21 protein-coding genes are annotated in these 25,417 nt (G+C 47.7%); 13 read left to right on the forward strand and 8 right to left on the reverse strand.

All coding sequences use genetic code 11. The annotated features are described in order from the left end of the window. Positions 1-53 precede the first annotated feature (53 nt). From BGO59_RS05675 to BGO59_RS05720, 10 genes are all read left to right on the forward strand, one after another. The gene (locus tag BGO59_RS05675; RefSeq protein WP_293681934.1) at positions 54-665 is read left to right on the forward strand and encodes a fumarylacetoacetate hydrolase family protein; all 612 of its coding nucleotides are present in this window, start codon (positions 54-56) and stop codon (positions 663-665) included. 86 nt (positions 666-751) lie between these two features. Further along, positions 752-2,797: a M23 family metallopeptidase gene (locus BGO59_RS05680; protein WP_293681937.1), complete on the forward strand. Its 2,046-nt coding sequence runs from the start codon at positions 752-754 to the stop codon at positions 2,795-2,797. 58 nt (positions 2,798-2,855) lie between these two features. Then, positions 2,856-3,305: a thioredoxin-dependent thiol peroxidase gene (gene bcp, locus BGO59_RS05685; RefSeq protein ID WP_293681940.1), complete on the forward strand. Its 450-nt coding sequence runs from the start codon at positions 2,856-2,858 to the stop codon at positions 3,303-3,305. A 105-nt stretch (positions 3,306-3,410) separates the two neighbouring features. Then, a complete protein-coding gene (locus tag BGO59_RS05690) occupies positions 3,411-4,268 on the forward strand; it encodes a transketolase (RefSeq protein ID WP_293681943.1) in 858 nt (285 codons plus the stop codon). A gap of 109 nt (positions 4,269-4,377) precedes the next feature. Further along, positions 4,378-5,331 carry an AAA family ATPase gene (locus BGO59_RS05695; RefSeq protein WP_293681946.1) on the forward strand — a complete coding sequence of 318 codons (954 nt, stop codon included), beginning with the start codon at positions 4,378-4,380 and terminating at the stop codon, positions 5,329-5,331. Continuing rightward, complete coding sequence (locus BGO59_RS05700; RefSeq protein WP_293681949.1) at positions 5,325-5,897, forward strand: hypothetical protein; 573 nt, start codon at positions 5,325-5,327, stop codon at positions 5,895-5,897. The genes BGO59_RS05695 and BGO59_RS05700 overlap by 7 nt, the downstream gene beginning before the upstream one ends. 6 nt (positions 5,898-5,903) lie before the next feature. Next, on the forward strand, positions 5,904-6,857 hold the full coding sequence (locus BGO59_RS05705; RefSeq protein WP_293681952.1) for a transketolase family protein: 954 nt from the start codon (positions 5,904-5,906) through the stop codon (positions 6,855-6,857). A 106-nt stretch (positions 6,858-6,963) separates the two neighbouring features. Then, positions 6,964-7,536, forward strand: coding sequence for a sigma-70 family RNA polymerase sigma factor (locus BGO59_RS05710; RefSeq protein WP_293681955.1), 573 nt, complete (start codon positions 6,964-6,966; stop codon positions 7,534-7,536). Positions 7,537-7,611: 75 nt separating this feature from the next. After that, positions 7,612-8,076: a hypothetical protein gene (locus BGO59_RS05715; protein ID WP_293681958.1), complete on the forward strand. Its 465-nt coding sequence runs from the start codon at positions 7,612-7,614 to the stop codon at positions 8,074-8,076. A gap of 8 nt (positions 8,077-8,084) precedes the next feature. Continuing rightward, positions 8,085-8,534: a hypothetical protein gene (locus BGO59_RS05720; RefSeq protein ID WP_293681961.1), complete on the forward strand. Its 450-nt coding sequence runs from the start codon at positions 8,085-8,087 to the stop codon at positions 8,532-8,534. 36 nt (positions 8,535-8,570) lie between these two features. Here BGO59_RS05720 and BGO59_RS05725 read toward each other — a convergent pair whose 3' ends face one another. The 5 genes from BGO59_RS05725 to BGO59_RS05745 all read right to left on the reverse strand — a co-directional run bounded on the left by BGO59_RS05725 (position 8,571) and on the right by BGO59_RS05745 (position 17,280). Beyond that, on the reverse strand, positions 8,571-9,599 hold the full coding sequence (locus BGO59_RS05725; protein ID WP_293681964.1) for a DUF5668 domain-containing protein: 1,029 nt from the start codon (positions 9,597-9,599) through the stop codon (positions 8,571-8,573). Positions 9,600-9,674: 75 nt separating this feature from the next. Next, a complete protein-coding gene (locus tag BGO59_RS05730; RefSeq protein ID WP_293681967.1) occupies positions 9,675-10,139 on the reverse strand; it encodes a PspC domain-containing protein in 465 nt (154 codons plus the stop codon). A gap of 230 nt (positions 10,140-10,369) precedes the next feature. Next, entirely contained in the window at positions 10,370-10,990 is a 621-nt protein-coding gene (locus BGO59_RS05735; RefSeq protein WP_293681970.1) for an N-(5'-phosphoribosyl)anthranilate isomerase, read from the reverse strand. Positions 10,991-11,139: 149 nt separating this feature from the next. Further along, positions 11,140-13,065 carry a glycoside hydrolase family 97 protein gene (locus tag BGO59_RS05740; protein ID WP_293681973.1) on the reverse strand — a complete coding sequence of 642 codons (1,926 nt, stop codon included), beginning with the start codon at positions 13,063-13,065 and terminating at the stop codon, positions 11,140-11,142. A gap of 21 nt (positions 13,066-13,086) precedes the next feature. Beyond that, positions 13,087-17,280 carry an ATP-binding protein gene (locus tag BGO59_RS05745; RefSeq protein ID WP_293681976.1) on the reverse strand — a complete coding sequence of 1,398 codons (4,194 nt, stop codon included), beginning with the start codon at positions 17,278-17,280 and terminating at the stop codon, positions 13,087-13,089. 270 nt (positions 17,281-17,550) lie between these two features. Here BGO59_RS05745 and BGO59_RS05750 point away from each other — a divergent pair, with 270 nt between their 5' ends. Beyond that, positions 17,551-19,395: a cytochrome c peroxidase gene (locus BGO59_RS05750; RefSeq protein ID WP_293681979.1), complete on the forward strand. Its 1,845-nt coding sequence runs from the start codon at positions 17,551-17,553 to the stop codon at positions 19,393-19,395. 40 nt (positions 19,396-19,435) lie between these two features. Here BGO59_RS05750 and BGO59_RS05755 read toward each other — a convergent pair whose 3' ends face one another. From BGO59_RS05755 to BGO59_RS05765, 3 genes are all read right to left on the reverse strand, one after another. After that, complete coding sequence (locus BGO59_RS05755) at positions 19,436-21,208, reverse strand: metallophosphoesterase family protein (RefSeq protein ID WP_293681982.1); 1,773 nt, start codon at positions 21,206-21,208, stop codon at positions 19,436-19,438. 105 nt (positions 21,209-21,313) lie between these two features. After that, positions 21,314-22,111, reverse strand: a complete 798-nt coding sequence (locus tag BGO59_RS05760; protein WP_293681985.1) for a queuosine precursor transporter — start codon at positions 22,109-22,111, stop codon at positions 21,314-21,316. A gap of 66 nt (positions 22,112-22,177) precedes the next feature. Beyond that, positions 22,178-23,590: a hypothetical protein gene (locus BGO59_RS05765; RefSeq protein WP_293681988.1), complete on the reverse strand. Its 1,413-nt coding sequence runs from the start codon at positions 23,588-23,590 to the stop codon at positions 22,178-22,180. A 135-nt stretch (positions 23,591-23,725) separates the two neighbouring features. Here BGO59_RS05765 and rbfA point away from each other — a divergent pair, with 135 nt between their 5' ends. After that, a complete protein-coding gene (gene rbfA, locus BGO59_RS05770; RefSeq protein ID WP_293681991.1) occupies positions 23,726-24,100 on the forward strand; it encodes a 30S ribosome-binding factor RbfA in 375 nt (124 codons plus the stop codon). 79 nt (positions 24,101-24,179) lie between these two features. Next, complete coding sequence (locus BGO59_RS05775) at positions 24,180-25,409, forward strand: ABC transporter permease (protein ID WP_293681994.1); 1,230 nt, start codon at positions 24,180-24,182, stop codon at positions 25,407-25,409. Positions 25,410-25,417: the final 8 nt, after the last annotated feature.

Consider the following 25,417-nt stretch of genomic DNA (forward strand, 5'->3'; position numbering starts at 1 on the left):
TCTATTTTGCTCTGTGGCTGCATCTGTGCGGGCCGGATGTCCGCGTTACGTCTATGAAAATTATCTGCGTTGGCCGTAATTACGCCGAACATATCAAGGAACTCAACAACGAGCGTCCTGACGATCCGGTTATTTTTATGAAGCCCGAAACGGCTATCCCTTTGAAAAATGAGCCGTTTTTCTACCCTGAATTTTCCAGCGATGTTCACCATGAAGTGGAAATTCTGGTAAAGATTAACCGGGTGGGTAAAAACATCGACGAAAAATTTGCGCATAAATATTATGACGAAATAGGCATCGGTATCGATTTTACGGCTCGTGATGTGCAGAGTAAATTGAAGGCGAAAGGGCTTCCCTGGGAGTTGGCCAAGGGCTTCAATGGCTCGGCACCCATTTCCGGATTTGTACCTAAGACTGACTATCCGGATTTACAAAACCTTAATTTCCGGTTAGACATCAACGGCGAAACGCGTCAGCAGGGCAATACCAGCCTGATGTTGTACAAAATTGATTACCTGATTTCGTTCGTATCCCGGTATTTCCTGCTGCAACAGGGCGACATTCTGTTTACGGGTACGCCACATGGCGTAGGCCCCGTACAAGTCGGCGATCGACTAACGGCTTATATTGAAGACAAACCCTTGCTAACGTTCGACGTTAAGTAGTTCAGTTTGGCGAATCGGTTCGGATTTCGGTTCGCTATCAACTTTACAATCTTTTGCTTTTGATACGATCATTTTTTTATTGGTCCATGCTGATTCTGCTCGGGTCAGGATTAGCTTATGGGCAACCGGCTAAGCCCGTTTTATCGACTCAGTCAGGTCAGCCACAAACAGGGTACATTCAACCGGGAACTCTCGTCAACGGCTATTTCATGTTCCCGATTCAACCGGGAGCCGCCAATTCGCTATCGGGTGGTATGGGTGATTTGCGACCGAACCACTTCCATGCGGGCCTGGATATTCGTACCGGAGGGCGTGAGGGGCTGGATGTGCATGCGGCTGCGGATGGATATGTTTCCCGAATAGCCGTGTTTACGGGAGGGTACGGAAATGTTGTGTTCATCAAGCATCCGAATGGCCTGACCACCGTGTATGGCCACTTAAAATCGCTGAAAGATACGCTTGGCCGGTACCTTCGCGAGCAGCAGTATCAGGCCAAAACGTTTGAGATTGATATTCGCCCGCAGCCCGATCAGTTTCCAGTCAAAAAAGGGGATGTCATTGCCGCTTCAGGCAACACAGGAGGCTCGGGTGGGCCACACCTTCACTTCGAGATTCGGGATGCCCGCGATAACCTGATCAATCCGCTACTGTATGGTTTTTCGGAAATTCAGGATGACGTGCCGCCTTATTTTGAGCGCGTGGCCCTGAAAACCATGACCGCTACGTCACGCATCAATGGCGAATACCAGCGGGTTAGTTATGTGCCTGTTCGTAAATCCGATGGTATGTATACAATTACGCAACCGATTACAGCGTCTGGCCTGATCGGTATGGAAGTACTGGCCTACGATAAAACCAGTGGGTCACCCTACCGGAATGGGATCAGCTGCCTAGAAATTCGGCTGGATGGCAAGGAAGTGTTTGCTTACAACATGAATAGCTTCCCGAATGAGCAGACGCGGTTCATGAACGTCCACGAAAACTATGAAGTCGAGCAAACGAGTGGTCAACGGTATCACCGGGGGTATATTGCTGATGGGAACATTCTGAATATATATAAGTTGCAGAGTAATGCGGCCTATCGGGGGCGTTTGCCTTTGCTGGATGGACATCCACATGAGGTGACGCTGACGCTATACGATGCATTCGATCATGCTACTCAGTTGTCGTTTACTATTCAGCCCGAAGTAGCGCCAGCCGCACTCGCTTCGATGGATACGATGGAGGCAACCGTAGCGCCCAGTGCGCCCGAGGTGCTTCGGGGTGACCCAACGGCAACCATTACGACCGACGAAAATGTGCTTAAACTAAGTGTCAAAAATGTCTCGCTTATCAACCCGCCTAAAGCTAAATTAATTACGGGACGAGCTGTTGTTGAGCAACCTGTTAGCTATGTGCGTAGCAATCAAGCCATTTATCTTATAGATTTGCGTCAGTATTTACCCGATTCGGTTCAGTTTGACCGCAGTGTTGTGCGTACTAATTTCAAAAAACGCATTATTCCAGGCCGAAATGAGTCCTATATAGGCGAAAATACCCGGCTCAATTTTGGAGCCAAAACACTTTTTGACACACTTCATCTAGCTGTACGGACATTACCGGGTGGTGGCCTGGAGGTTAACCAATCGACGATTCCATTAAATGATTACCTGGAGGTTCAGTATACCCCTACTGTACCTATGGCTATTGATACCGCAAGGACCAAAGCGTACTGGACTAGTGGTGGCAATCAGACCTTTCTGGGCGGGAAATGGGATAAGGGCCGTATTGAGTTTAAAACCCGTTCGCTGGGCCGCTTCCAACTGATGACGGATATAAATCCGCCAACGGTTCAGATTCTAAGCGCAACGCCAGCCGGTATTACAGCCCGTATTCGGGACGATTTATCGGGCATTGCTCAGTTCCGAGCGCTGGTTAATGGCGAATGGATACTCATGCAGTACGACTATAAACGCGCTTTGTTGTGGTCGGACAAGCTGAACCCTGACGAACCGTTTGAAGCAGGTGCCGAGGTAATCGTACAAGTCAAAGATCGCTCGGGGAACATTGGCTCCGATAGTACTCTTATCAAGGAAACTAAGCGGGCTGTCCTCCAGAAAGCCACTTCCAAAAAGCATCGGAAGAGACGATAGAACAGAATTTCTGGTACTCGGTTTACCGTGTACGGTAGGCCATAAACTAATAAATTGTATGGAATTAAACGTTGGTGATTCTGCACCCGATTTTACGAGTACCGATCAGAACGGTACCCCGATAAAGTTATCCGATTATCGGGGTAAGAAAGTGGTGCTGTATTTTTATCCTAAAGATGATACTCCCGGTTGCACAGCCGAAGCCTGTAGCCTTCGCGACAACGAAGATCGGCTTCGGGCGGCTGGCTATGAAATACTGGGGGTTAGTGTCGATGACCACAAATCGCACCAGAAGTTTATCAAGAAATATAACTTGCCGTTTCCCCTCGTTGCCGATACCGATAAGCAGATTGTAGAAGCCTATGGTGTCTGGAAAGAGAAGTCGATGTATGGCCGTACGCATATGGGGATTGTTCGTACGACATTCCTGATCGACGAAGCGGGCATCATTACGGATATTATTACGAAAATAGATACCCAAAACCACGCAGATCAAATTTTAAAATAAGTACTCAGGAGCGAGGAGCGAGGAGTGAGAATGGCTGGGCCGCGTAGACAGAACGCGCCGGATGGATTCTAACTCCTAACTTCTCCCTCCTAACCCCTAAAAAGTATGGAAATCGAACAACTCGAACACATTGCTACCGCCGTTCGGCGTGATATTGTCCGCATGGTTGCGGCTGTCAACTCTGGTCACCCAGGTGGCTCATTAGGCTGCACCGATTTTATGGTCGCACTCTATTTTGAGATCATGAACCGGAAAAAGGATGACAAAGGGAACCCTATTTTCGATATGGATGGACGCGATGAAGACATCTTCTTCCTGTCGAATGGCCATATTTCGCCCGTATTTTATTCGGTACTGGCTCGGGCGGGTTACTTCCCCTTGTCGGAACTGGCCACGTTCCGTAAGCTGGATAGCCGCCTACAGGGGCACCCAACCACTGCCGAACATCTGCCAGGGGTACGCATCGCATCGGGTTCGCTGGGACAGGGTTTGTCGGTAGCGGCCGGAGCTGCTTATTCGAAAAAACTCAACGGCGATAAAAGCCATGTGTACGTGCTTATGGGCGATGGTGAGCAGCAGGAAGGGCAGATTTGGGAGGCTGCTCAGTTTGCGCCCAACAAAAAACTTGGTAACCTGACCGCTGTCATCGATTTCAACCATGCGCAGATCGACGGTAAAACCGATAACGTAAACAACAACCGCGATCTCGGTGCAAAATATGCTGCTTTTGGCTGGAATATCGAAGAAATGCAGGGTAACGACATGGCCGACGTAATCAAAACCCTTCGCAAAGCGCAGGAAAACCCAGACGTGCCGACGTTGATTCTGATGCATACCGAAATGGGCTTCGGGGTCGACTACATGGTGGGTAGTTACAAGTGGCATGGTGTAGCGCCAAACGCGGAGCAGCTACAGCAAGCTCTGAATCAACTGCCCCTAACTGTAGGTATGTCGGATTATTAAGACCTGTAGAGACGCGACACCTCGCGTCTCCTGACCTGATGGTTTTGGCTGACGTGAAAAATAGCTGACGCATAGGAGACGCGAGGTATCGCGTCTCTACATAAATCCCATGCAAATCAAACGCTTAGTCATCGAAAATTTCAAGTCCATTGAACGGGTCGAGCTTATTGAGCCGAATCCGTTCACGGTCTTTGTCGGCCCCAACGGGTCGGGCAAGTCGAATATTTTCGAGGCTTTGGAGTTTGTGAATGTAGCTTATCAATATAAAGAGGCTGTAAGTTTCTTCGGTGGCTTACCCAGCATTCAACGAAGACAGAATAAAACTTCTAAGTTTGGTTTCAGGGCTGAAATAGGAAAGCTTTTTTTATTTTCCAATGATTTTGCAGGTATTGCTTCCTCTGAGCAGTCAACAGATACTTCAACAGGGCTAGCTTATAGGGGAGAGGATTATAAGCATTTTATCGAAAGATTTAGCCGATTGTTTATCAATAACGAAAGCCTAGAAAAGTTTCGATTGAACGATAGCTTACGTTTATCGCTTTCCGCGAAGAATCTTGAAAAAGTACTTAAGCGCGTTTTATCAAACGAAGTCGTAAGAGACGAAATCTTTGAGTGGCTTGAGCTATTCGTGCCAGGGTTTAAAGCTGTTGAAGTGGATGATCGAGATGAGTTACATTGGTTCGAAGATTCTGTTCCAAATTATTTTACCAAAGACCTTATCTCCGACGGTACCTATAACATTCTGGCTCTTTTAACGGCCGTTTACCAAAGTGATAAGCCACAGTTTTTGTGCATTGAGGAGCCAGAGAATGGCCTACACCCGGATGTAATAAAAGAGTTTGTCAACCTTTGTCGCTATGCTTGTGAGCAAAAAGATCATTTTATTTGGCTAAATACACACTCGCAAACACTGGCTTCTCAATTGACCGCCGACGAGATTATTGTTGTCGATAAAGTAGAAGGCGCTACCCAGACCAAACAATTTAAAGGCCATGATTTCCACGGATTACGGATGGATGAAGCCTGGCTAATGAATGCCTTGGGAGGTGGGCTTCCGTGGTAAAGATTGGATTTATTTGTGAAGGTAAAACCGAGAAAAATGTCATTGAGTCAGACAGGTTTCAGCAGTGGCTAAGTCTGAATGGTTTTGATTGTTCATTGCCGGTAATCGATGCAAAAGGCAATGGTAATCTGTTACCGCACAAAATTGAAGCGTTGCGCCAGGAATTACTGGATCGCCATGTTCAGAAAATAGTCATTTTAACGGATATGGATGTTGACAGTTGTATTACATTGACAAAACAACGCATTACCGAGCGAGAAGGTCAACTTATCATTGTGGCTGTAAAGCAAATAGAAGCATGGTTTCTCAGTGATACGCCTACATTACAAAGTCTATTTGGCGATTCGACTTTTTCGTTCGAATATCCAGAACAAGAAACGAATCCATTCTTTACACTTCAACAACTGCTTTTAACGAAAACGAATCGAGGAGTAGGCAGTAAATCTATTTTAGTAAGCCGTATGCTTAAATACGGTTTCACGATTGAAAATGCTGCTCAACATCCTAATTGCCCGAGTGCCACTTATTTTCTAACTAAATTGCAAACCCTCGCTTCGGCGAATTAATAGATTATGAAAAAATACGAGTTCACCGAGAAAAAAGATACCCGCTCAGGCTTTGGCGCGGGCATTGCCGAACTGGGCAAAACACATCCTAATGTGGTAGCACTTACCGCCGATCTGGCCGGATCACTCAAGCTTGACACATTCATCAAGGAAAATCCTGATCGGTTTATCCAGTGCGGTATTGCGGAGGCCAACATGATTGGGGTATCAGCGGGGTTGACCATTGGCGGGCATATTCCGTTTGCTACCACGTTTGCCAACTTCGCAACGGGCCGCGTGTATGACCAGATTCGTCAGTCGGTTGCGTATTCGAACAAAAACGTCAAAATCTGTGCTTCACACGCGGGCCTAACCCTGGGTGAAGATGGCGCTACACACCAGATTCTGGAAGATTTGGGCATGATGAAAATGTTGCCGAACATGACCGTCATCAATCCCTGCGATTACAACCAGACCAAGGCCGCTACCATCGCCATTGCCGATCACGAAGGGCCGGTGTATCTGCGGTTTGGCCGTCCAGTTATTCCTGTGTTTACGCCTGCCGATCAAAAGTTTGAAATCGGTAAAGCTTGGACCGTCAATGAAGGAAGTGACGTATCGATTTTCTGTACAGGTCACCTGGTCTGGGAAGCCATTAAAGCCGGTGAAATCCTGTCTCAGGAAGGAATTGAAGCCGACATTATCAACATTCATACGATTAAGCCGTTAGATGAAGAGGCTATACTGGCATCGGTGAAGAAAACGGGCTGTGCCGTTTCGGCCGAAGAGCATATGCTGAATGGTGGGCTGGGCGATAGTGTCGCACAAGTACTGGCCCGCAATTATCCGGCTCCGCTCGAATACGTTGGCGTTCACGATACCTTCGGGGAAAGCGGAACACCTGATCAACTGATGCAGAAATATGGCCTCACTGCCGACAAGATTGTTGAGCAGGTAAAGAAAGTAATGGCAAGAAAATGAGTAGTTAGGAGTTAGGAGCGAGGAGTGAGAATGGCTGACGCTTTAACAGATTCGTGCGTTGGCCATTCTCACTCCTCGCTCCTCACTCCTAACTCCTAAAAGAATAATGACTGACGAAGAACTCCTCGCCAAATTTCGCGATCCGTCGAGCCGAAATTATGCCTTTAATCTGCTGGTGCGCAAGTATCAGCAGAAAATCTATTGGCATATCCGGAAGATGGTTATTGATCACGATGATGCCGATGACCTGGTGCAGGAAACGTTCATAAAAGTCTGGAATAGCCTGGAACAGTTTCGGGGTGATAGTCAGTTATATACCTGGATTTATCGGATTGCTACCAACGAGTGTCTTAACTATCTGAATAAGAAACGTCGCCGATTCTTTTTGCCGATTGGGGATGTAGAAGGGGAGTTGATGGAAAAACTGGAAACCAATGCCGCCTACGTAACGTCGGGCAACGATCCCAGTGGCGAAGACGTACAGTTGAAGTTACAGAAAGCGTTGCTGAAACTACCCGACAAACAGCGTTTGGTTTTCAATATGAAGTATTTCGACGATATGAAATATGAAGATATTTCCGAAATTACAGGAACATCTGTTGGGGCTTTAAAGGCATCGTACCACCTTGCCGTTAAGAAGATTGAAGATTTTTTTAATAACTCGGATACAGACGATTAAACCTAGTGCCCTTGATTCTGTCAAATCTTAAAATATTTTAAGATACCTGAATTGTGTGAGACACACACCAGAGCAATGAACGATAATAAACATTTCCGGCTTGATGAATTGCCGCCTGAACATCCGCTTAGGCAGCTTCCGTTTACAGCGCCAGACGGTTATTTCGATGACCTGCCGTCGCGTGTTCAGGCTCGTGTTGTCCGAAAACCCAAGCCTGCCTTCCAGATCAGCTGGTCGTGGCAACGTACGGCGGCATCGCTGGCAGGGGCTAGCCTGATTGCCCTGCTGGTCCGGCAAACGTTACCGCAACGGCAGGAGTCGCTGGGTAGCGAAGCCCTGGCGGGTGTAAGTGACGATGCTATTGCCGCTTATCTCGAAGATCAGGGCGTTAGCGCATATGAATTGGCTGATGTTCAGCAAATTCATTCTTCGTTGGGTAGCGATACCTCAGCGATTCAGTTTCTGAACGTAGCACCGGCCGATATTCAGGAGCTTATTCAGGAGCAGAATCCTGGAGACAACGCAAAGGTCGGCTCCTGATTTTATGAATGGTTAACTTTACCACAATGAGACACGCATGGATTGGTTGGTTGCTTGCCCTGTTAGTAACGACTCAGGTAGCCAACGCACAAAATGACCTAAACGGACGCCAGAAAATTGAATCGGCTAAAATTGGAATGATCACCAATCGGTTGAATCTGACAACCGATCAGGCTCCTCAATTTTGGGCGATTTATAACGATTACAATGCCAAGAAGCAAGAACTGAACCGGCGGATTCGGCAATTGAATAATGAGCCTAATCGGTTTAATCTGAATGATGATCAACTGAAAAATGGGCTTCGGGAAACCAATGCGACCAAACAAAAACTCGCCGACCTGGACGACGAGTATATGGAGCGATTTCTGAAAGTAATTAGCCCAGCCCAGTTGCGAGAGCTTTATAAGACTGAGCAGATGTTTAATCAGATGCTGCTCAAACGATTGAATCAGGAATAAAAAACCGCACCGGCTGACCACCGGTGCGGTTTTGATTTAGTAGCGTACTACTTTAAAATGCGAGATGCCGCCATCGAAACGAATCGTCATCTTTTTAGCCGCTGCATCATAGCCGGGGCTTAGGTATTCGCCACCCCCAACATTGGTAAAGTCATCTAATTCTTCCAGATTCAGGGCGCCATCTTTTTTGATCCGGCATCCTACTTCTTTTGGAACTCGTACTGTAACCGAAGCGGCCCCTACATCGAGTTTGATGTCCGCCTGATCGGCTTTGGCACCAAGTTTCAGGTCGAGGTCAGCGGCACCAACGCCCAACTTCAAGCTTTTAACGGCATAGGCGCTCAAATCCAGGTCGCCCGAGCCAGCGCCCAGCGCAACATCCATCGACCAGACAGGCTTGGCGTTCAAATGTATATCGACCCGATTTTCGTAATGCCCATCTTTCAGATCGAAGTGCTGATCCTCATCTTTTGGCTTTAATTCGATCGTCGGGATATGGGTAGTTTCGTCCTGGTCAACCGACATTGAATAAAGACCAACGGTCTGCTTCGTATCCGCCTTGATAAGTTCGGTGCTGGGTTCGCCGATCGTAAACTTTCCGGCTCCACCTGCGAGCTTTAACACGGCTTCACGGGTGTCGGCGTCCATATTCTCAACGAAGGTGTTTGAATGAACTTCGTCGCTATCGGTATTCCGGCGTTCGCGCTCCGCCCGATAGTCGTCTTCGTTATCATCGTCGTCATTATTGTTATAATTCCTGTCGTCATCATCATCGTCATGATGCCAGCGCATATGGAATCCTTCGTCGTCCTTGTGGCGGTTATGTGAAAAGAAGCCAAACAGTGTTGTGGGCACAGCCACTGCCAGCATGATCGTTGTAATAAAGGCGGCAGGATTAGCCCGGCGCTCCAGAATCAGGTGAACGCCCGCCAAGATTAGTAAGGCCGGCCACAGATTGACCAGTGAATGCCAATCGACGTCGAGCCAGCCTGCTCGCCGGGCCAGGAATAATACCCCCAGCGTCAGCAGAAAAATCCCCCAGAATAATCCGTTTCTTCGTTGCATGTGTTTATAGGTAGGATATATGATGTGTAGGGTAAGACTACTACATATCATATATCCTACATCATATATATAAAGTTACAGCGTTCCGTTCGGGTCGTTGTTGTTTGTATCGTAAGGAGGTCTGATCCGGTCTTTAAAGATTAACCATAATCCGAGGGCAATCAGCATGAACGGCCACAGATCGCCGAAGTCAATGTCTAAGTAGCGGTCAAGAAGGAACAAAACACCCAGGATAATCAGGACGACCCCGCCAATGATGCTACGATCGGGAGAGGCAGGTTTGTTGGGATTGTAGGGATTCATGGAAAAATAAGGATTAGAGAAAGCTGTTGAAGGAGTCACTACACCATCTGCACGTCGTTCGGGTAGAACGATCCACATGATGATGTAAATAATTACAGCCGGAAAATGCGGCAAAAAAATTCCGATTACAAAAAGTATGCGTACTAATGCACGGTCAATGCCAAAATAATCGGCCAAACCAGCGCATACACCCCCAATCTGGGCCTGGTCGGCAATACGTTCCAATCGCTTGTTCATGGCTTCTTTGTGTTTAAAACCGATGTAAACCTAGCCGATTGTGTGATGCCAGGAAAGCAGAATCGGAAGAATGGACGCGGTTATGGATAGAAGTATGTTTTCAATGATAGTAGGTAATGCATAGTAGTGGTTTGTATTGGTAAATCGTATTGGGAGTGAGGAGGGCTGACGCGAAAGATTTATGGTGCGTCAGCCCTCCTCACTCCCAATACGATCTACTAATACTGATTTTATTCTTCTTCAATCGCTTCCAGAATATCCATCAGTTCACCGAACTCTTTGTTTCCAGGCTGTTCTTCGTCGCCACCGCTCAAAGCGATACCCCGCACGGGTAAGACAGCTAATAAATCGTGAACATTTTGGGCCGATATACCCGTACCAAGTAAGATCGGATACCGGGAGGCCAACTGCATAAGAACTGCTTTTAGCTCATCGTCGAAGTGAAGAGCCCCATTACTTTCAAGTAGTATGTAGTCGGCGGTCGAAGCGCCTGTATGAAACAGGGTATCGAGCTGGTCAAGTGTCATTAGCGATACATCGACACGCAGGATCAGGTTTTTGTCGAAGGGGCTCAGGTAGGGGAGCAAAGCAGCCTCATCGATTTGCAATATATCCGGTTGATAGGTAGCCAGTAACTGCTCAATACGATCCAGATCGGTAGCTGACGTTTCGCCAACAATCTGGACTCCAGCTACCCACCCTCTGATTTCCTCAAACTTGCGCGGTTCGATGTAATCGGGGGAATCGATATCCATCGAGAAGCCGAGCATATCAACACCCATACCTGCACAATATCGGGCATCGCTCAGGTTGGTCACATTTGAGATTTTAACGAGGGTTTTGAGTGCCATAATTGGATGGAGTAGTAATCTATAAAAGTCGCCAAAGGTACGGACAACTCTGCATTGTCGTACTTCCTGCCATGTCAGATTGTTCTCAGCGGACGATCATGCGCTAGGGGGATTTCTGAGAAAGGGTCACGTACCGTAATCAACCAGCCTTACTCATTAAAAAACTGGATAATAAAACCGCCTTTAGGCGCAAACGAGTACTGCCAGTTCGATGTGATCGGGTACGTTTCGGTTTTGAACGTCATCAATGGATTGTCGCCTTCCGTGATGACTCTGAATTTAGAGAACCCTTTTCCATAGCTGGCGAGGTTTAGTTTGACAGATTGTGGTTTGTTGGTGCCATTGATACCGACAATGTAGGAAAGACGATCCTTCTGGCGAGAGAGGATGAGTTGTTCACCTGGTTCAGCCACGATGCTTTGTGTGTTATCCCAGGTTGCGGGCATATCTTTTAGTAAGTTACGGACCGATGCCGGTAACGAATCAAATACCTCTTTGGAATCTGCAAAATGGATAATTCCGGACGTATAGATCATAGCCGTAGCCAGCTCATGAACCGCCGTATTCAACCGAGGGTATTTTCGGATGGTCAACGCAAACGGGGTGTAGTCGGTAGGGCCTGCTACGTTTCGGGTGAAAGGCAATAAGGTGTTTTGCTCAGCGGCTTTCTCAGGATATCTGGGTTCATAAAAATAACTTTCTGTTCCGAGAACAGCTTCGGCTGTCATAAAATTTGGCCAGGTTCTATGCCAGCCTCTCGGAACGGTTGTACCATGAAGGTTTACCAGCAAATGCTCTCTGGCGGCATCTTCAAAAAGTGACTGAAAACACGACATCACCTCTTGCCGGTCTGAGCACCAGAAATCGATTTTAATTCCTTTAACGCCCATAGCCGCTAGTTCTTTGAACTGCTTTCTTCGTTTTTCTGGGTCGAAATAGGCTGCCGAATAGGCCCACACCATTGGTTTAATACCCTTAGAAACAGCTTGAGCGATAATTCCTCCTTCAGTGTTTGCTTTTTCCCAGCCAGCATCGAACAGGGTATACTCAAATCCAAAAGACTGGGCAAGCGTAGTGAATGCGTTATACGTTTCAGGTGAATGGTCTTCGGGATGAGACCACCAGGACCAGGTAGCCTTTCCCGGTTCGATCCAGGAGGCATCGTCAATTTTAGAGGCAGGAGCCAGGTCCGTTATGAAGGTTGAAAGCAGAATGTCTCCGGCCTGATCCCCAACAATAATGACCCTCCAGGGCATTGTCCAGGGAAGTGTAGAGACTGGTTGACTATTGTCACTCAGAGGAAGTGTATATTTTTCGTCTTTTTCGGCAAAGGCAATTGTATAGAGGCCACCCTGCGAATTGGGTTGCAAATGGCAGCCCGGAAACGAGCCATCCGTTCCCGACTCTGCCAGTAAAACCCAGTTTTTGCTATTGTTTACCTTAAACAGGGCAGGCATGCACCACCCTACAGATGGGTTGCGGGGCTTATTGATTGAGTCTCCGGGATGTACTTTGAGGTAAAAATCTTCATAGCCTGGGGTGTACTTCCCTGCTTTGTTATAAGGCTGTAACCAACCCACCGCATTTTTTTCGATCTGAAACCCTGTGATTTCTGAGCGAATCATTCGCGTTTTTTTATTCTGATCCGGAAACCGATACCGGAAGGCAACGCCCTCATTTCCGGCCACTAAATCAATGCTCATGAGCGCACCCGAATTGTTTTTAAAGGTTATGCTCTTGCTTTGAAATACATGATTGACCGTTTTGACATTGCCTACCGTCAACTCGTAGGACTCTCTTCGTTCTTCAATAGCGGAAATGGTAACGACTGACAAGCCAGATGTGAAATTCTGATCGTCGCAGGTTAGCCCAAGCGGAGAATCGGCAATAATTAGTTTATCTCGGCGGGTTACGTTATAGGACAATTCTCCTTTTGTATTCAGCGACAATGTGATTCTATTCGATCCCGACTTCGAACGTAAGTCCATCGATTGGCCTGCTGCGTTCAAGCTACTGACTACAAAAGATATTCCGACTAAGAGGGTAAAGACATTGTACGTTAATCTGGCTTTCATATTGCGGTTTAGGAGCATCAATTAATTCGAGACAAAATTGTGTATCTGGTGAACGGGTAAAATAATCTGGAAAGTAGCTCCTTCACCTGGTCGGCTGAAAGCCCGTATATAGCCATGATGGTTTTCGACGATCCGGCGGCAGATCGTCAGACCAATACCTGTTCCTTCATAGGTTTCTCGTCGGTGCAGTCGCTGGAACATACCGAAAATCTTCTCTACATACTGCATGTCGAATCCAATACCGTTGTCTGTTACATTAATTGCCGTATAGTCATGGTCTGATAAGCCAAATTCAGTTCGCATCTGGTCTGTTATAGGACAGCTTTCTATGGTAACCTGAGGTGTGTGATTGCTGACGAATTTTAGTGCGTTGCTGATCAGATTTTGAAACAGTTGATGCAATTGTCCGGGAATACCATCAATAATTGGCAAATTCCCGACTTCGATTAAGGCTTCCTTATCCTGGATAGTTATCTCCAGATCGTCCTGAATACGGGCAATAATGGCATTCAGATTTACTGATTCAAACTGAGCATCCAGCCTTGAGAGTTTCGAGAGCCGTAATACATCATCGACCAGGGTTTGCATGCGAGCGGCTGCCCGAACAATTCGTATAAAATGATCCTGTTCGGAGGGCTCAAGCTTGCTGTCGAGCGAAGCCAGCAACAGGGTGCTGAAGGCCTGGATTTTACGGAGAGGTTCTTTCAGGTCATGGCTGGCTACCGATGCAAATTGCATAAGATCTAAATTGGACCGTTCGAGTTCCATATTCAGATTTTTCAACTCCCGAGTTCGATCGGCAACACGGCGTTCCAGCACCTCGTTAGCTACTTTGCTGTCATGAATGTCGGTACATCCACCAATGTACCCCATAAAAGTGCCATTGGGGTCGAACCAGGGCTTTCCACGTTCGGCAACCCATCGATATTCACCATCATGGCGCCGGAGCCGATAGTCCATGTAAAATTCCTGACGTGCATCGAATGAGGTTGTGTAGGTATTCATACAACGCTGGAAGTCATCAGGATGGACGCCCTGACTCCAGCCATTGCCAATTTCCTGATCCATCGTACGGCCAGTATAATCTAGCCAGCCTTTGTTGAAAAACGTATATTGCTTATCGACGCCTGAGATCCAGATAAGCACCGGAGCCGTATCGGCAATGGACCGAAACCGAATTTCGCTCTGACGAAGAATCGCTTCGGCCTGTTTTTGGTCGTTAATATCCGTAGCCGAACCAAACCATTTAACGATGGTACCCTCAGAATCTCTAACGGGTACCGATCGGCCCAGAAACCAACGATATTGCCCTGGCTGCCGATGGTCGGCAAAGCGGTATTCCATCTGAAACGGCTCGCCGGTTCGTATGCTGTTCGACCATAAGTCCAGGCAGCGTTTCTGATCATCGGGATGAATAACATGAAGCCAGCCCTCATTGCCATAGGTGTCTTTTTCTAAACCCGTATAAATGTACCACTGCTGGTTATAGTAATCGGACGTGCCGTCGGGTCGGGCAGTCCAGACAATTTGTGGAATCAGATCGGCCAGTTGCTTAAACTGTCGCTGGCTTTCTTCAAGCTGAAGGCGAGCCTTTACCGATTCGGTGACTTCGTAGGCAACCATGATGATGCCCGTAATTTGCCCGACCGAATCAGTTAGCGGTTGAAACGAGTAGCTATAATAGCCAGTCGATAACTGGCCGTGCCGTATTAGTTCAACGGGCTGCTCGGCTACCGTAAACGGTTCGCCCGACTGGAAAACCTGGTTGAGCACCAGGCCGACTCCCTGAGCGATCAGTTCGGGAAAGACATTAGGAAACGAGTGCCCAACCAATTGGTTTTCCTGACGGTCGGTTAAGGCCAGATAGAGATCGTTGGCGAGGGTAAAAATATGCTGAGGGCCTTCGACAATGGCAATCGCAACGGGGGCCTGTCGGAATAAGTGCCTAAGTTTTTGCTGAGTTTCCTGTCGAGCCTGGGCTAATTTTAATTGCGATTGGACGCGGACCAGCAGCTCGTTGGCCGAGAAGGGCTTGGTCAGGTAATCGTCGGCTCCAGCGGCATAACCGTTGAGGGTTGATTCCTCCCCCGCTCTGGCCGACAGGAGCATCACTGGAATATGAGCAGTTTGTGGATTTTGCTTAAGGATTTTCAGGAGTTCAGTCCCATCCAGATTAGGCATCATGATGTCCGACAGAAGTAGATCTGGTTGTCGGCGCTGAATGGCTTCGAGAGCTTCACGACCATCAGTAACTGTATCTATAGTATAGTGTGGGCTAAGTAACCGATGAATATAGGCACGCATATCGGCATTGTCGTCGGCCAGTAGTATACGCTTAGTATTGTGATCGGTTATGGATGGTGAGGGCTCGTTTGTGGTTGATTGATTATCTGGCACTGTGGGAAGCATCAGATTGGCATCGGCAACAAACAAACTGGCACTACCTGTCGATGCCTGTTCAGGTGCTATTGACTGTCGTGCCTGATGAACAGGAATCTGTACACAGAATGTACTACCCCGATCCAATTCACTACTAACCTGTATAGTACCACCATGTAGTTCGACCAGTTCATGAACGAGGGCCAGGCCAATACCCGTACCCTCAAACGATCGCCCCTGCGACCCTTCCACCCGGTGAAATCGTTCGAACAGCCGAGGCAGGTCAGCAGCAGGGATCCCTACGCCTGTATCGTTTACGGTTAGTCGTATGCGGTTGTTTGGTAAGTTGACCAACCGGACGGTGATGGTGCCCTTTAGGGTAAATTTGAATGCATTGGATAAGAGATTCAGAACAATTTTTTCCCACATATTCCGATCTACATCCACTAATTCGGGCAGGGGTTCGGCATCTACCACTAGCTGCATACCCGCCTTCTCGATAACAGACCGGAAATTACTGGCAAGATCCGTCGTAAATGTCGAAAGATCGGTGGGGGTAAATGTAGCCTGGAGCCGGCCACTTTCCAGACGGCTGAAATCAAGCAATGTATTGACTAGCCGAAGTAAGCGCTGTGCGTTTCGGTGAGTAGCTTCTACCTGCGTTTGCTGATGAATAGGTAACGGATGGTTTACATCCTGAAGCAATTCTTCCAAAGGCCCCAGTATCAGCGTGAGTGGTGTACGGAGTTCGTGGCTTATGTTGCTGAAAAACAGTGATTTGGCCTTGTTTAGCTCGGCTAGCTGTTCAATTCGTTGTCGTTCTTCTTCGGCTGCCTGGCTTTGCTGGATGGCTGTTGCGACCTGATTGGCAACCAACTCGTAAAACGTCCGGTAATTTGCGTCGAGGGGCCGGGTAGGATTAACGCCCGCTACCAATAGACCAATCGTTTTTTGCGTGCCGGGAGCGATCAAAGGCAAAACCATGGCCTGCGTAATGGGCTGCCCGGCCGGTCCAGGGCTCAACCCTTCGCTGTTTGTCCATGAACTAACGATTGCTTTCCCCTGCTCTACAACATCCATCAACGGAAGGTTTAGCGGGTAAGAAGTAGAGCCGTTAAGGTTTGCTATAGACGTGCTGAAGTGACCGTTGTAAGCTGGTAGACGAACGGCCTGCTCTAGGTACAGTGCTTTCGTATCGGCATGGGTCAGGTAGAGTAGGGCAAAGGGAATGTCATCGGGATTTTGATAAATAGTTTGAGCGGCTGAAGCGCAGGCACTGCGGGTTGTTCGCTCCGTCAATACATTACTGGCCAGAGCCGACAGGGTTGCCAGTCGGCGCGTGTTCAGGTTTTGGGCTGTTACTTCAGTGTTAGGGCAAAAGAGACCTGTTACCTGGCCAGTTTCGTCACGGATAGGGCTATACGAGAACGAATAGAAGGTTTCTTCCAGGAATCCACCTCGGTTCATAAATAAACGTACATCATCGACGAACGAGGATTCGCCCTGCTGGAAAACCTTACTGGCCAACGGTCCACAAAAATCCCATATTTCTTCCCATACGGTTGCTGCTGGTTTACCTAATGCCCAGGGGTGTTTGGCTAGACTCAGTACAGGAATGTAGGCATCATTGTACAGAAACGTGGCCTTGGGCCCCCACCCAATCCAGACTGGCTGTCGTGTATTGAGCATTAGGTTCGTGGCCGTTTTAAGGCTTTGTGGCCACTGGTCAATAGGGCCCAATGGAGTTTCGGCCCAGTTGAAGGTGCGAATAAGCGCGGCTGTTTCACCCCCTCCAGCCAAGAAATCAGTTTCCGCAGTATTCGGGGGCGTTATCATTGAAAAGTAAGTTTAGTAGGTTGAGCCAAATCACTTGTAAAAATACACTATTTGGCTACTCTTTTGTTAATAAAACTAAGTGTGAAGCTAGTTGCTCACAATCAGCTTGTTGTAAGTGAACCGCTTTAGCCTGAGCGCGTGTAGATGACCTACAGAACCGGGGAAATGTAGTAACCACGCCAGTCTGCTTTCCGGAAAGGTGTTATTTTGCTGTCTGATACGTAGCAGAGGATGTGCCCAATTGTTCGTTTACTTGTCTTATTCACCTTTTTGGCTGCTTCCCTTCCCCAAAAGCGTGCCGATATGGGTGATGGACAGACCATTTACAATCGGTTTTTGGCCGATAAGGTACGATTTCACGAGCAGGTGAACAGGTTGGCTATGCATGTTCAGGCCAATGCTCCAGTCGATTCGTTGCGGTTGGCGTTTGAACAAAGTCGATTGGCATATAAACGGATTGAGTGGCTGCTCGAATATTATCAGCCTGTACTGGCAGGGCGCGTTAATGGCCCTCCAATAGTGGAAGTGGAGGATGACGATCCAGCGCAAACGCCCATTCGGCCAGTTGGGTTGCAAGTGATTGAACCCTATTTATTTCCTGAGTATGATCCGACGCAGAACGATAGTCTGTTGTATGAACTGAACAAATTATTAACGTATTCGTCCCGGCTGGAGCAAGGTATTCCGGGCGATCGCATAACGGACTCCGATTGTTGGGAGGCCGTCCGTCAGCAACTTTTCCGTATCCAGACCTTAGGGATAACTGGGTATGATGCCCCTGAGGCCCGAACCGGAATTGTTGAAGCACTTGCTTCTTTCCAGACGCTTCAGGCGATTATCCTGCCTTACTCCAGGCATCTTACCAAATCAATGGCCGCTCAACTGGAAGGACGATGGCAAATGGCTATTAGGATGCTGCAACAGGCACATGATTTTACCAGCTTCGACCGGGTTTCGTTTATCCGAAATGGCTTGTATCCCTTGTGTCAAGTGCTGCAGCAGGCACGGCAGTCGTTAGGAATTTTGCCCGCTTCCAGTGGCCGGTTTCTATCTCCTCGGGTTGCTACCTTGTCCGATTCCGGCGCTTTCCGAACGGATTACCTGATCAATTTTGGTGATTTTGCCACTACTCCGCAGAAGGTCGCATTGGGAAGAACGCTATTTTTCGATCCGCTATTGTCGGGCAACAATGCCCGAAGTTGTGCGTCCTGTCACCAGCCTGAACGTGCCTTTACCGACGGACGGCGAAAAAGCCGGGCTTTTGGTAGCTTGATGAAACGTGTAAAGCGAAATGCGCCGACTTTGTTGAATGCTGGCCTGCAAAACGTTCAGTTTTACGATTCGAGGGTTACGTACCTGGAAGATCAGGCTCATGATGTACTTAAAAATTCCGACGAGATGCACAGCTCGTCGGACGAAGTAGCGCAAAAATTAGGGAGTAGCTCAGCCTACAGATCCTGGTTTGCAGCTACTTTTCCGACGGGATTGACGGGGTATAATGTGCGCAATGCATTAGCCTGTTACGTTCGAAGTTTGACGAGCCTCAATGCCCGCCCGGACCGCTATCTGCGTGGCGAACCTGTAACGCTGTCGACTGACGAACTGACGGGTTTTAATCTATTTATGGGAAAAGGTCGTTGTGCTACCTGTCATTTTTTTCCGATTTATAATGGATTTATACCTCCTCACTACGAAAAGACGGAGAGTGAGATCATCGGGGTCCCACAAAAGGCCAGCACCCGTAAAGCGAAGCTTGATACTGATCCGGGAAAGTTTTCGACGTATCAAAAAAACATCCATCGGTATGCGTTCAAAACCCCAACCATTCGTAATGTGGCATTGACCGCTCCGTATATGCATAATGGGGTGTATCAGACGTTGGAGCAGGTTGTTGATTTCTATAATCGTGGGGGAGGTCGCGGAATAGGTATTCAACTGGAAAGCCAAACGTTGTCCGGCGAACCGCTTCACCTAAGCAGTGGCGAGCAAAAAGCCCTCGTTGCCTTTATGAAAGCCCTGACTGATACAACGGCGCTTACCCAACGACCTGCCCGTTTACCGGAGATTGACGGCAATAAGGCCTTGAATCATCGACAGATTGGTGGCCGATATTAAGCTGTTTTCTTTTACTACCAGATGTTGGGAGAGCAAAATATCACTGATTGACCCAAAGTTTTGCCTGATTCCCCAGTTGCAGCTTACTTCCTGGATCGTAGATTATTTTCTGAGCGTGCCCTTCGGTATTGTCAGGGAGGCTCACCAGATGTTTTAGCTGTAAAACATCAGCCTTTGTAGGAAGCCGATTGCCTGACCAGATAGATGAGTCGTTCCAGTTTCCAGCTTTCATTGTAAACATCATGTCTGAGCTGAGTACGGTATATACATCCTGAACACAGTTTTTGCTGTCACGAACTATGTACGTGGCTGTTGCCCCTGGTGTTGGCGTGATTGTGACTGAGCGACTAGTTGCTGAAAAGGCACTATTGGCAGAGTTACTCCATTGATAGTCGCTGATAAATGAGGCTGTGAGTGTTATTGACTGGCTGGTAGGAATCGTTATTGTTTGTGTTAGGCCGACATCTTTCATCACCGTAAATTGATCGCCAATAGTGTAGGTTGATCCATTCGGTTGAATAAATTTTGCGTCGAGTCGGTTGTCTTCTACTTCGAAATAAAACGCCCCGCCGGTTGTTCGCTGTGTTGACACCATAACAGGATGCGGGTTTAAGTTTTGGTTATAGCCCAATGCGCCGGATGAACCCGCAACAACATACATCGTTCCCTGTTTTTTTCGGGCAGATGTGCTTTTGTAGGCGCACGAACTGGCGGAACCATCGTAACGGCCTGTGCTATTGTCTTTGGGGTAAATGTAGGTGGACGGGCTCGCTGTAAAATCGCTCATAGGGCCATATTGATCATGAAGCGGATAGGATCGTTCATAAACATGGCTGTGGCCCATCATGACTATATCGACCCCAAATCGTTCGAGAATAGGATTGATACGCTGACGAATAGCAATCAGATCCGGTTCGGTTTCTGAATTATGATTTCCTTGTGTATACGGGGGAAAATGCATGTATACAATTTTCCATTTCTGCGTAGTAGCTGCCAGGTCCTGTTTCAGCCAGACAGCCTGTGGGTGATTAGTTGTATCAGCGTAAAAACGAATGTCGCTTCCATTAACGTTACGGGTGCCATAGCCATCGAGCATCACAAAATGAATGGGGCCGTAGTCGAACGAATACCACTCTTTGGTACCAGAGGCAATACCCCCACTTTCAGCTTTGGTGGGCAGACTGAAAATAGAGAAGTAAGGAATAGTATGCGAAGCTTGCAGGGTTGGGTTATTGCTGTAGTCATGGTTGCCAGGTACAGCATACAGCATGGCATTTTTCATCAGGTTGGCTTGGTAAGGAGCAAAAAAATTTACCTGATACGATGCATCGTCGCCGTCGTAAGAGTTGTCGCCAATTAGCATCCAGAGGTCGGTGGTCGTGTTTCCACGAAAGTTTAAAAACGCGTCCCGAACATTCGTCTGGTTGTTGTTGGGATTCATGCCAGCATCACCAAACGAAACAACCCGAATTTTACGCTTTGTTGTTTTTTGGGGGGCCGTCAGAAAATAATTATCTGTTCCCTGTTGTAATACCTGCTCGGAAGTACCAATACCGTAAAAGTACTGTGTATCAGGATTTAAACCCGTTAGTCGAATTTCGTGCTCAGTTGTGCTGGCCGACTCCGTTACACTATTGGTAAAGTTACCCGCCGAAAGCCCGTATAAGACTCGACCAACTGTTGGTACGTCAGTTCGCCATCGGATTGAAACGGCAGTCTGACTTCCAAGCTGCAAATAAGGACCACGTGTAATGGTCTGGGCTACTGCTGATGTGTATAGCAGACATAGCCAAAAAACTAAACGTATTCGCATACACCAACCATTCAGGCAGCCGTATTCGCCGGCCACTCCTGGATTTTTTCGCTAAGATGTTTTTAAATGGGAAGGTGTTGGGTCACTAAACTCGTTGGCGAACGCTCACATAAAGGAGCTCATGGCCGATTCATTGGCCAGTTCTTCAGCGTGTTCTTTGCCCAAGTAGCGGTCAATGAAATAATGGGCTACATACAGGAGTGGTGTTAGCACAACCGCAGAAGTCGCTTTGTAAATATAGTTAATTATACCTACTGCCAATACCTGCGTGAGCGACCAGTTGCCAAAAATATAAAAAGCAATGCCCAATACGACAAACGAGTCGATCAACTGGGAAACAAGGGTAGAGCCTGTGGCCCGAAGCCAGATTTTTTGGCTTCCGGTTATGCGTCGAAGGAAGTGAAAAACATAAACGTCCAGAATTTGACCGATCAGGAAGGCTGTTAGGGAGCCAATAATAATACCTAGTCCCTGCCGAAAGATCATCTGGAATGCATTGTTGATGTTGATCGCATTTCCTGCCCCATCTTTTGCGTTGACATCAAGCCAGAATTGGGCGGGGGGCAGTGTTGTAACGACATAGATAATCAGAAAACTATACGCGATGAAACCGGCTGTCAGGAATGAAATGCGCCGGACACCCGCTTTCCCAAAGTATTCATTGATAATATCGGATGTAATGAATACAAACGGCCAGATAACGGCACCTGCCGTCAGGTTGAAATCCAGAATAAAATCGCCAAACAGATGAATCTGAGCTGGTTTAGTACCGAGTAGCGTTTCGACCGAGAAAATTTTTACGCCGATAATTTCAGCTACCAGTGCGTTGGTCAGAAAAATGGCGCTCAAAAAAATGTACAGGTTCGTACGTTTATTGGTAAATGAGTAGGAAGAGGAAGGCATACCGGGAATGAGTGTCAGTCAATATGGCAAGATACATCACGAAGCCTGATACGCATCGACTAGTGGCTATTTTTTTCGCTTGTATACATCCACAACGGAGGTTGGCTCGTACTGACTGGCTAGTGCAGGAGCACGCTGGAACAGCTTCTCAACGACTTTTTCACGATCGACAATGTAATCGGGTGGGTCTTTGCGGAAGTGATCGTATACATTGATGACCGCTTCGTAATTGTCGAGGTTTTTTAGATCATACTTAGCCAGGTCCCAGTTGAGGTAGGGGGTCGCCAATCGGTTGTATCGATAAGCGCTTAGGTCTTCGCCGATGATGAGTACGTGCTGGTTGCGAATATCTCCGGGTAGGGGAGACGGCTTCACCTGAAGATTACTCAATCGCCCCAGTTCAGCACCTGGTATTAGCCCCAATGCGCCCTGATAAAAGAGCAGCAGCACCAATGAAAAGGCAATCAGAAAGGTAAGTTCGGCCAGCCAGGCCCGGCGTATACCCTCAAAATAAAAGTAGGTGAAATACGCCATTGGCGGCACAAAGCTTAAGAATACCATGGGCGCCAGAAAGGGCATGAGGCCAATCGTCAGAACCGCAATCACAAACCATAAGGCCATTATTTGCTGGATTCGCTGCTGAAAATTGATATAACGGTTCCCTCTATTGAACAAACTCAGAAAACCCAGAACGCCTAATCCCAGCGGAATGAGTAACGACGCCAGCAGTGATTGGAAATCGGAGAGCGAATACTGACGTACGCGGAAAACCGACGCCAGCAGGTTTCTATTAAAATCGTCGAGGCTATCACTGAGGTAATAGAACAGGACAGTAGCCGCAACTGGAAACAGAAAACCAAAAAACGATAGCGAGTATTGCCGAAACGACGCTCCCGTGTAGAATAACAGGGATAGCATTGTCCAGATGATGAAAAGGGCTGAAGGAAGGTAGAATAGGGCGGCAATGCCAATGTAAAACCCAACTTCAAAAACTTCATCGGTCACCCCTCGCCGGTCCATTTGTCGGACAAGGGTTCCGAAGGCCAGTAGCAAAAAACTGGTCGACATTAGTACCGGCGACAACGTCAGGCAGTCGTATGATATATGCATGAACAGCATATAAATAAGCCCAGGCCAGAATGTACGGTCAGGGTAAAGGTCGCGGTTATTGCAGAGGTAGTTGAAATAAACAATCTGAAATACAGACACCACCAGCGCGGCTGCATGTAGGGCGGTTGTAGAGCGGCCAAATAGTATATCGAGCGCCCAATACGCTAATGCAGATAAAGGGCTGACACTGTCCCAGATGTCGCGGTACAATAAATCCCCCTGATTGATCTGTTCGCCTACAATCATCCAGTTCAGTTCCGGCGTTAATAGCGGAAATGAGTGCAGAAGCAGTGGCAGACGGATCAGAACCAGCAACCCCAGTAAACTGACGTACTGATAGGGGAAATAGGATTGAAAAAAACGAAGCAAGACAAATAATGGTTAACGGTTTGTAGTTTTTATCAGACAAAACTGTAAACCGACAGCTGATGTAAAATTACGGCCATTTTCGGCATAATGGAAAAATGAGTGGATATTTGCAGAATAGATTAAGCGCCAAGTAATATGGAATCGAAACGACAGCAGAAGGTAGCCCGGCAGCTTCAAAAGGATTTGAGCGAAATTTTTCAGCGTGAAGTGCCGCATTTGTTCGGTGGAGCGTTCATTACCGTCACGAATGTGCGTGTTTCGCCCGACTTGAGCGTGGCGCGTGTATACTTAAGTTTTCTGGCAACGAAGAACAAAGCTCTTTTACTGGAAACGATTCAGGAGAAAGGCAAAGTGATTCGTCAGCATCTGGGTGATCGGGTTCGGCACCAGCTCCGTATCGTTCCTGAACTGAATTTCTTCATCGATGATACGGCCGAATATGCCGATAAGATGGATAAACTCTTTGCCGGGCTGGATATTCCGCCCGCGCCGGAGGAAGATGAAGAGTGAAAGAGTGAAAGAGTGAAAGAGCGAATTGAAAGGGCCGCTTTTTCACTCTTTCGCTCTTTCGCTCTTTCGCTTTTTAAAAATGAACCTCCCCCTTTGGATTGCCCGTCGATATTTTTTCTCTCGTAAAAAACGCAGTTTCATCAGCTGGTTGTCCATTATGTCGATGCTCGGTGTGGGCGTTGGAACGATGGCCCTGGTGGTGGTGCTGTCGGTATTTAATGGGATGGAAGAACTAAACCGACAAATTTTTAAGTCGTTCGAAGCCGATATGACCATCTCGCCGAAGCAGGGTAAGCGATTTATAGCGTCTCCCGCTTTGGTCAAGGGACTGAGCCAGGTCTCGGGGGTTCATCTGCTGTCGTCCGTTGCCCAGGATAATGCACTGGCCAGGTATGCCAATGCCCAGACTGTTATCCGGCTGAAGGGCGTCGACGAGAATTATCTGCAACGGCAACAACTCGATTCGGCTTTACTTGAAGGACGACTGTTATTGCATCAGGATGGAGCTAACTATGCTATCGTGGCTGATGGAGTTCGCCATGATCTGAGTATTTCACCAGTCGATATTCTGACCCCACTTGAAATCCTCTATCCAAAGAGCGGACAGACATTGAGTGTGATCAATCCCGATGCATTTACCCGGGAACGACTTACTGTTTCGGGGGTCTTTTTTATTGAATCGCGTTACGATAACTTCGTTCTGGCTCCGTTATCAGTGGCCCGCGAGCTATTTGGGTATGCACCGAATGAAGTGACAAGCCTGGAAATTCAACTACATCCTGGCACGAATGAGCAAACGGCCAAACAGGCGTTGCAGCAGGTTGTGGATAAACTGGCGCCAGGAGGAAAGTTGATTGTACAAAGCCGCGATGACCTGAATGTTGATCTTTACCGGGCTATTTACGTCGAAAAGTTGTTCGTAGCCATTACGCTTTCGTTCATTATTCTGGTAGCCTCGATCAACATATTCTTTTCGTTATCGATGCTGGTCATCGAGAAGAAAGCCGATATCCAGATTATGTTTGCCCTGGGAGCTACGAAAAACATGGTCCGGCGCATTTTTCTGACTGAAGGCGCTATTATTGCCTTAACGGGTGCCGTTGGCGGATTGATACTCGGTGTTTTGCTCTGTGTGGCGCAGGAACGCTATGGGATGATAGGTATGGGCCTGATGGATTCCATTATCGATGCTTATCCTGTACATCTTCAATGGGGAGATATAGCCCTGACAGGGGCTCTTGTCATTCTGATCACCATCCTGACATCCTGGTTCCCTGCGCAACGGGCGGCTAATGTGGAGTCTAATTAAGTTAACCT

The sequence above is a fragment of the Spirosoma sp. 48-14 genome, assembly GCF_001898575.1.
Lineage (GTDB): Bacteria > Bacteroidota > Bacteroidia > Cytophagales > Spirosomataceae > Spirosoma.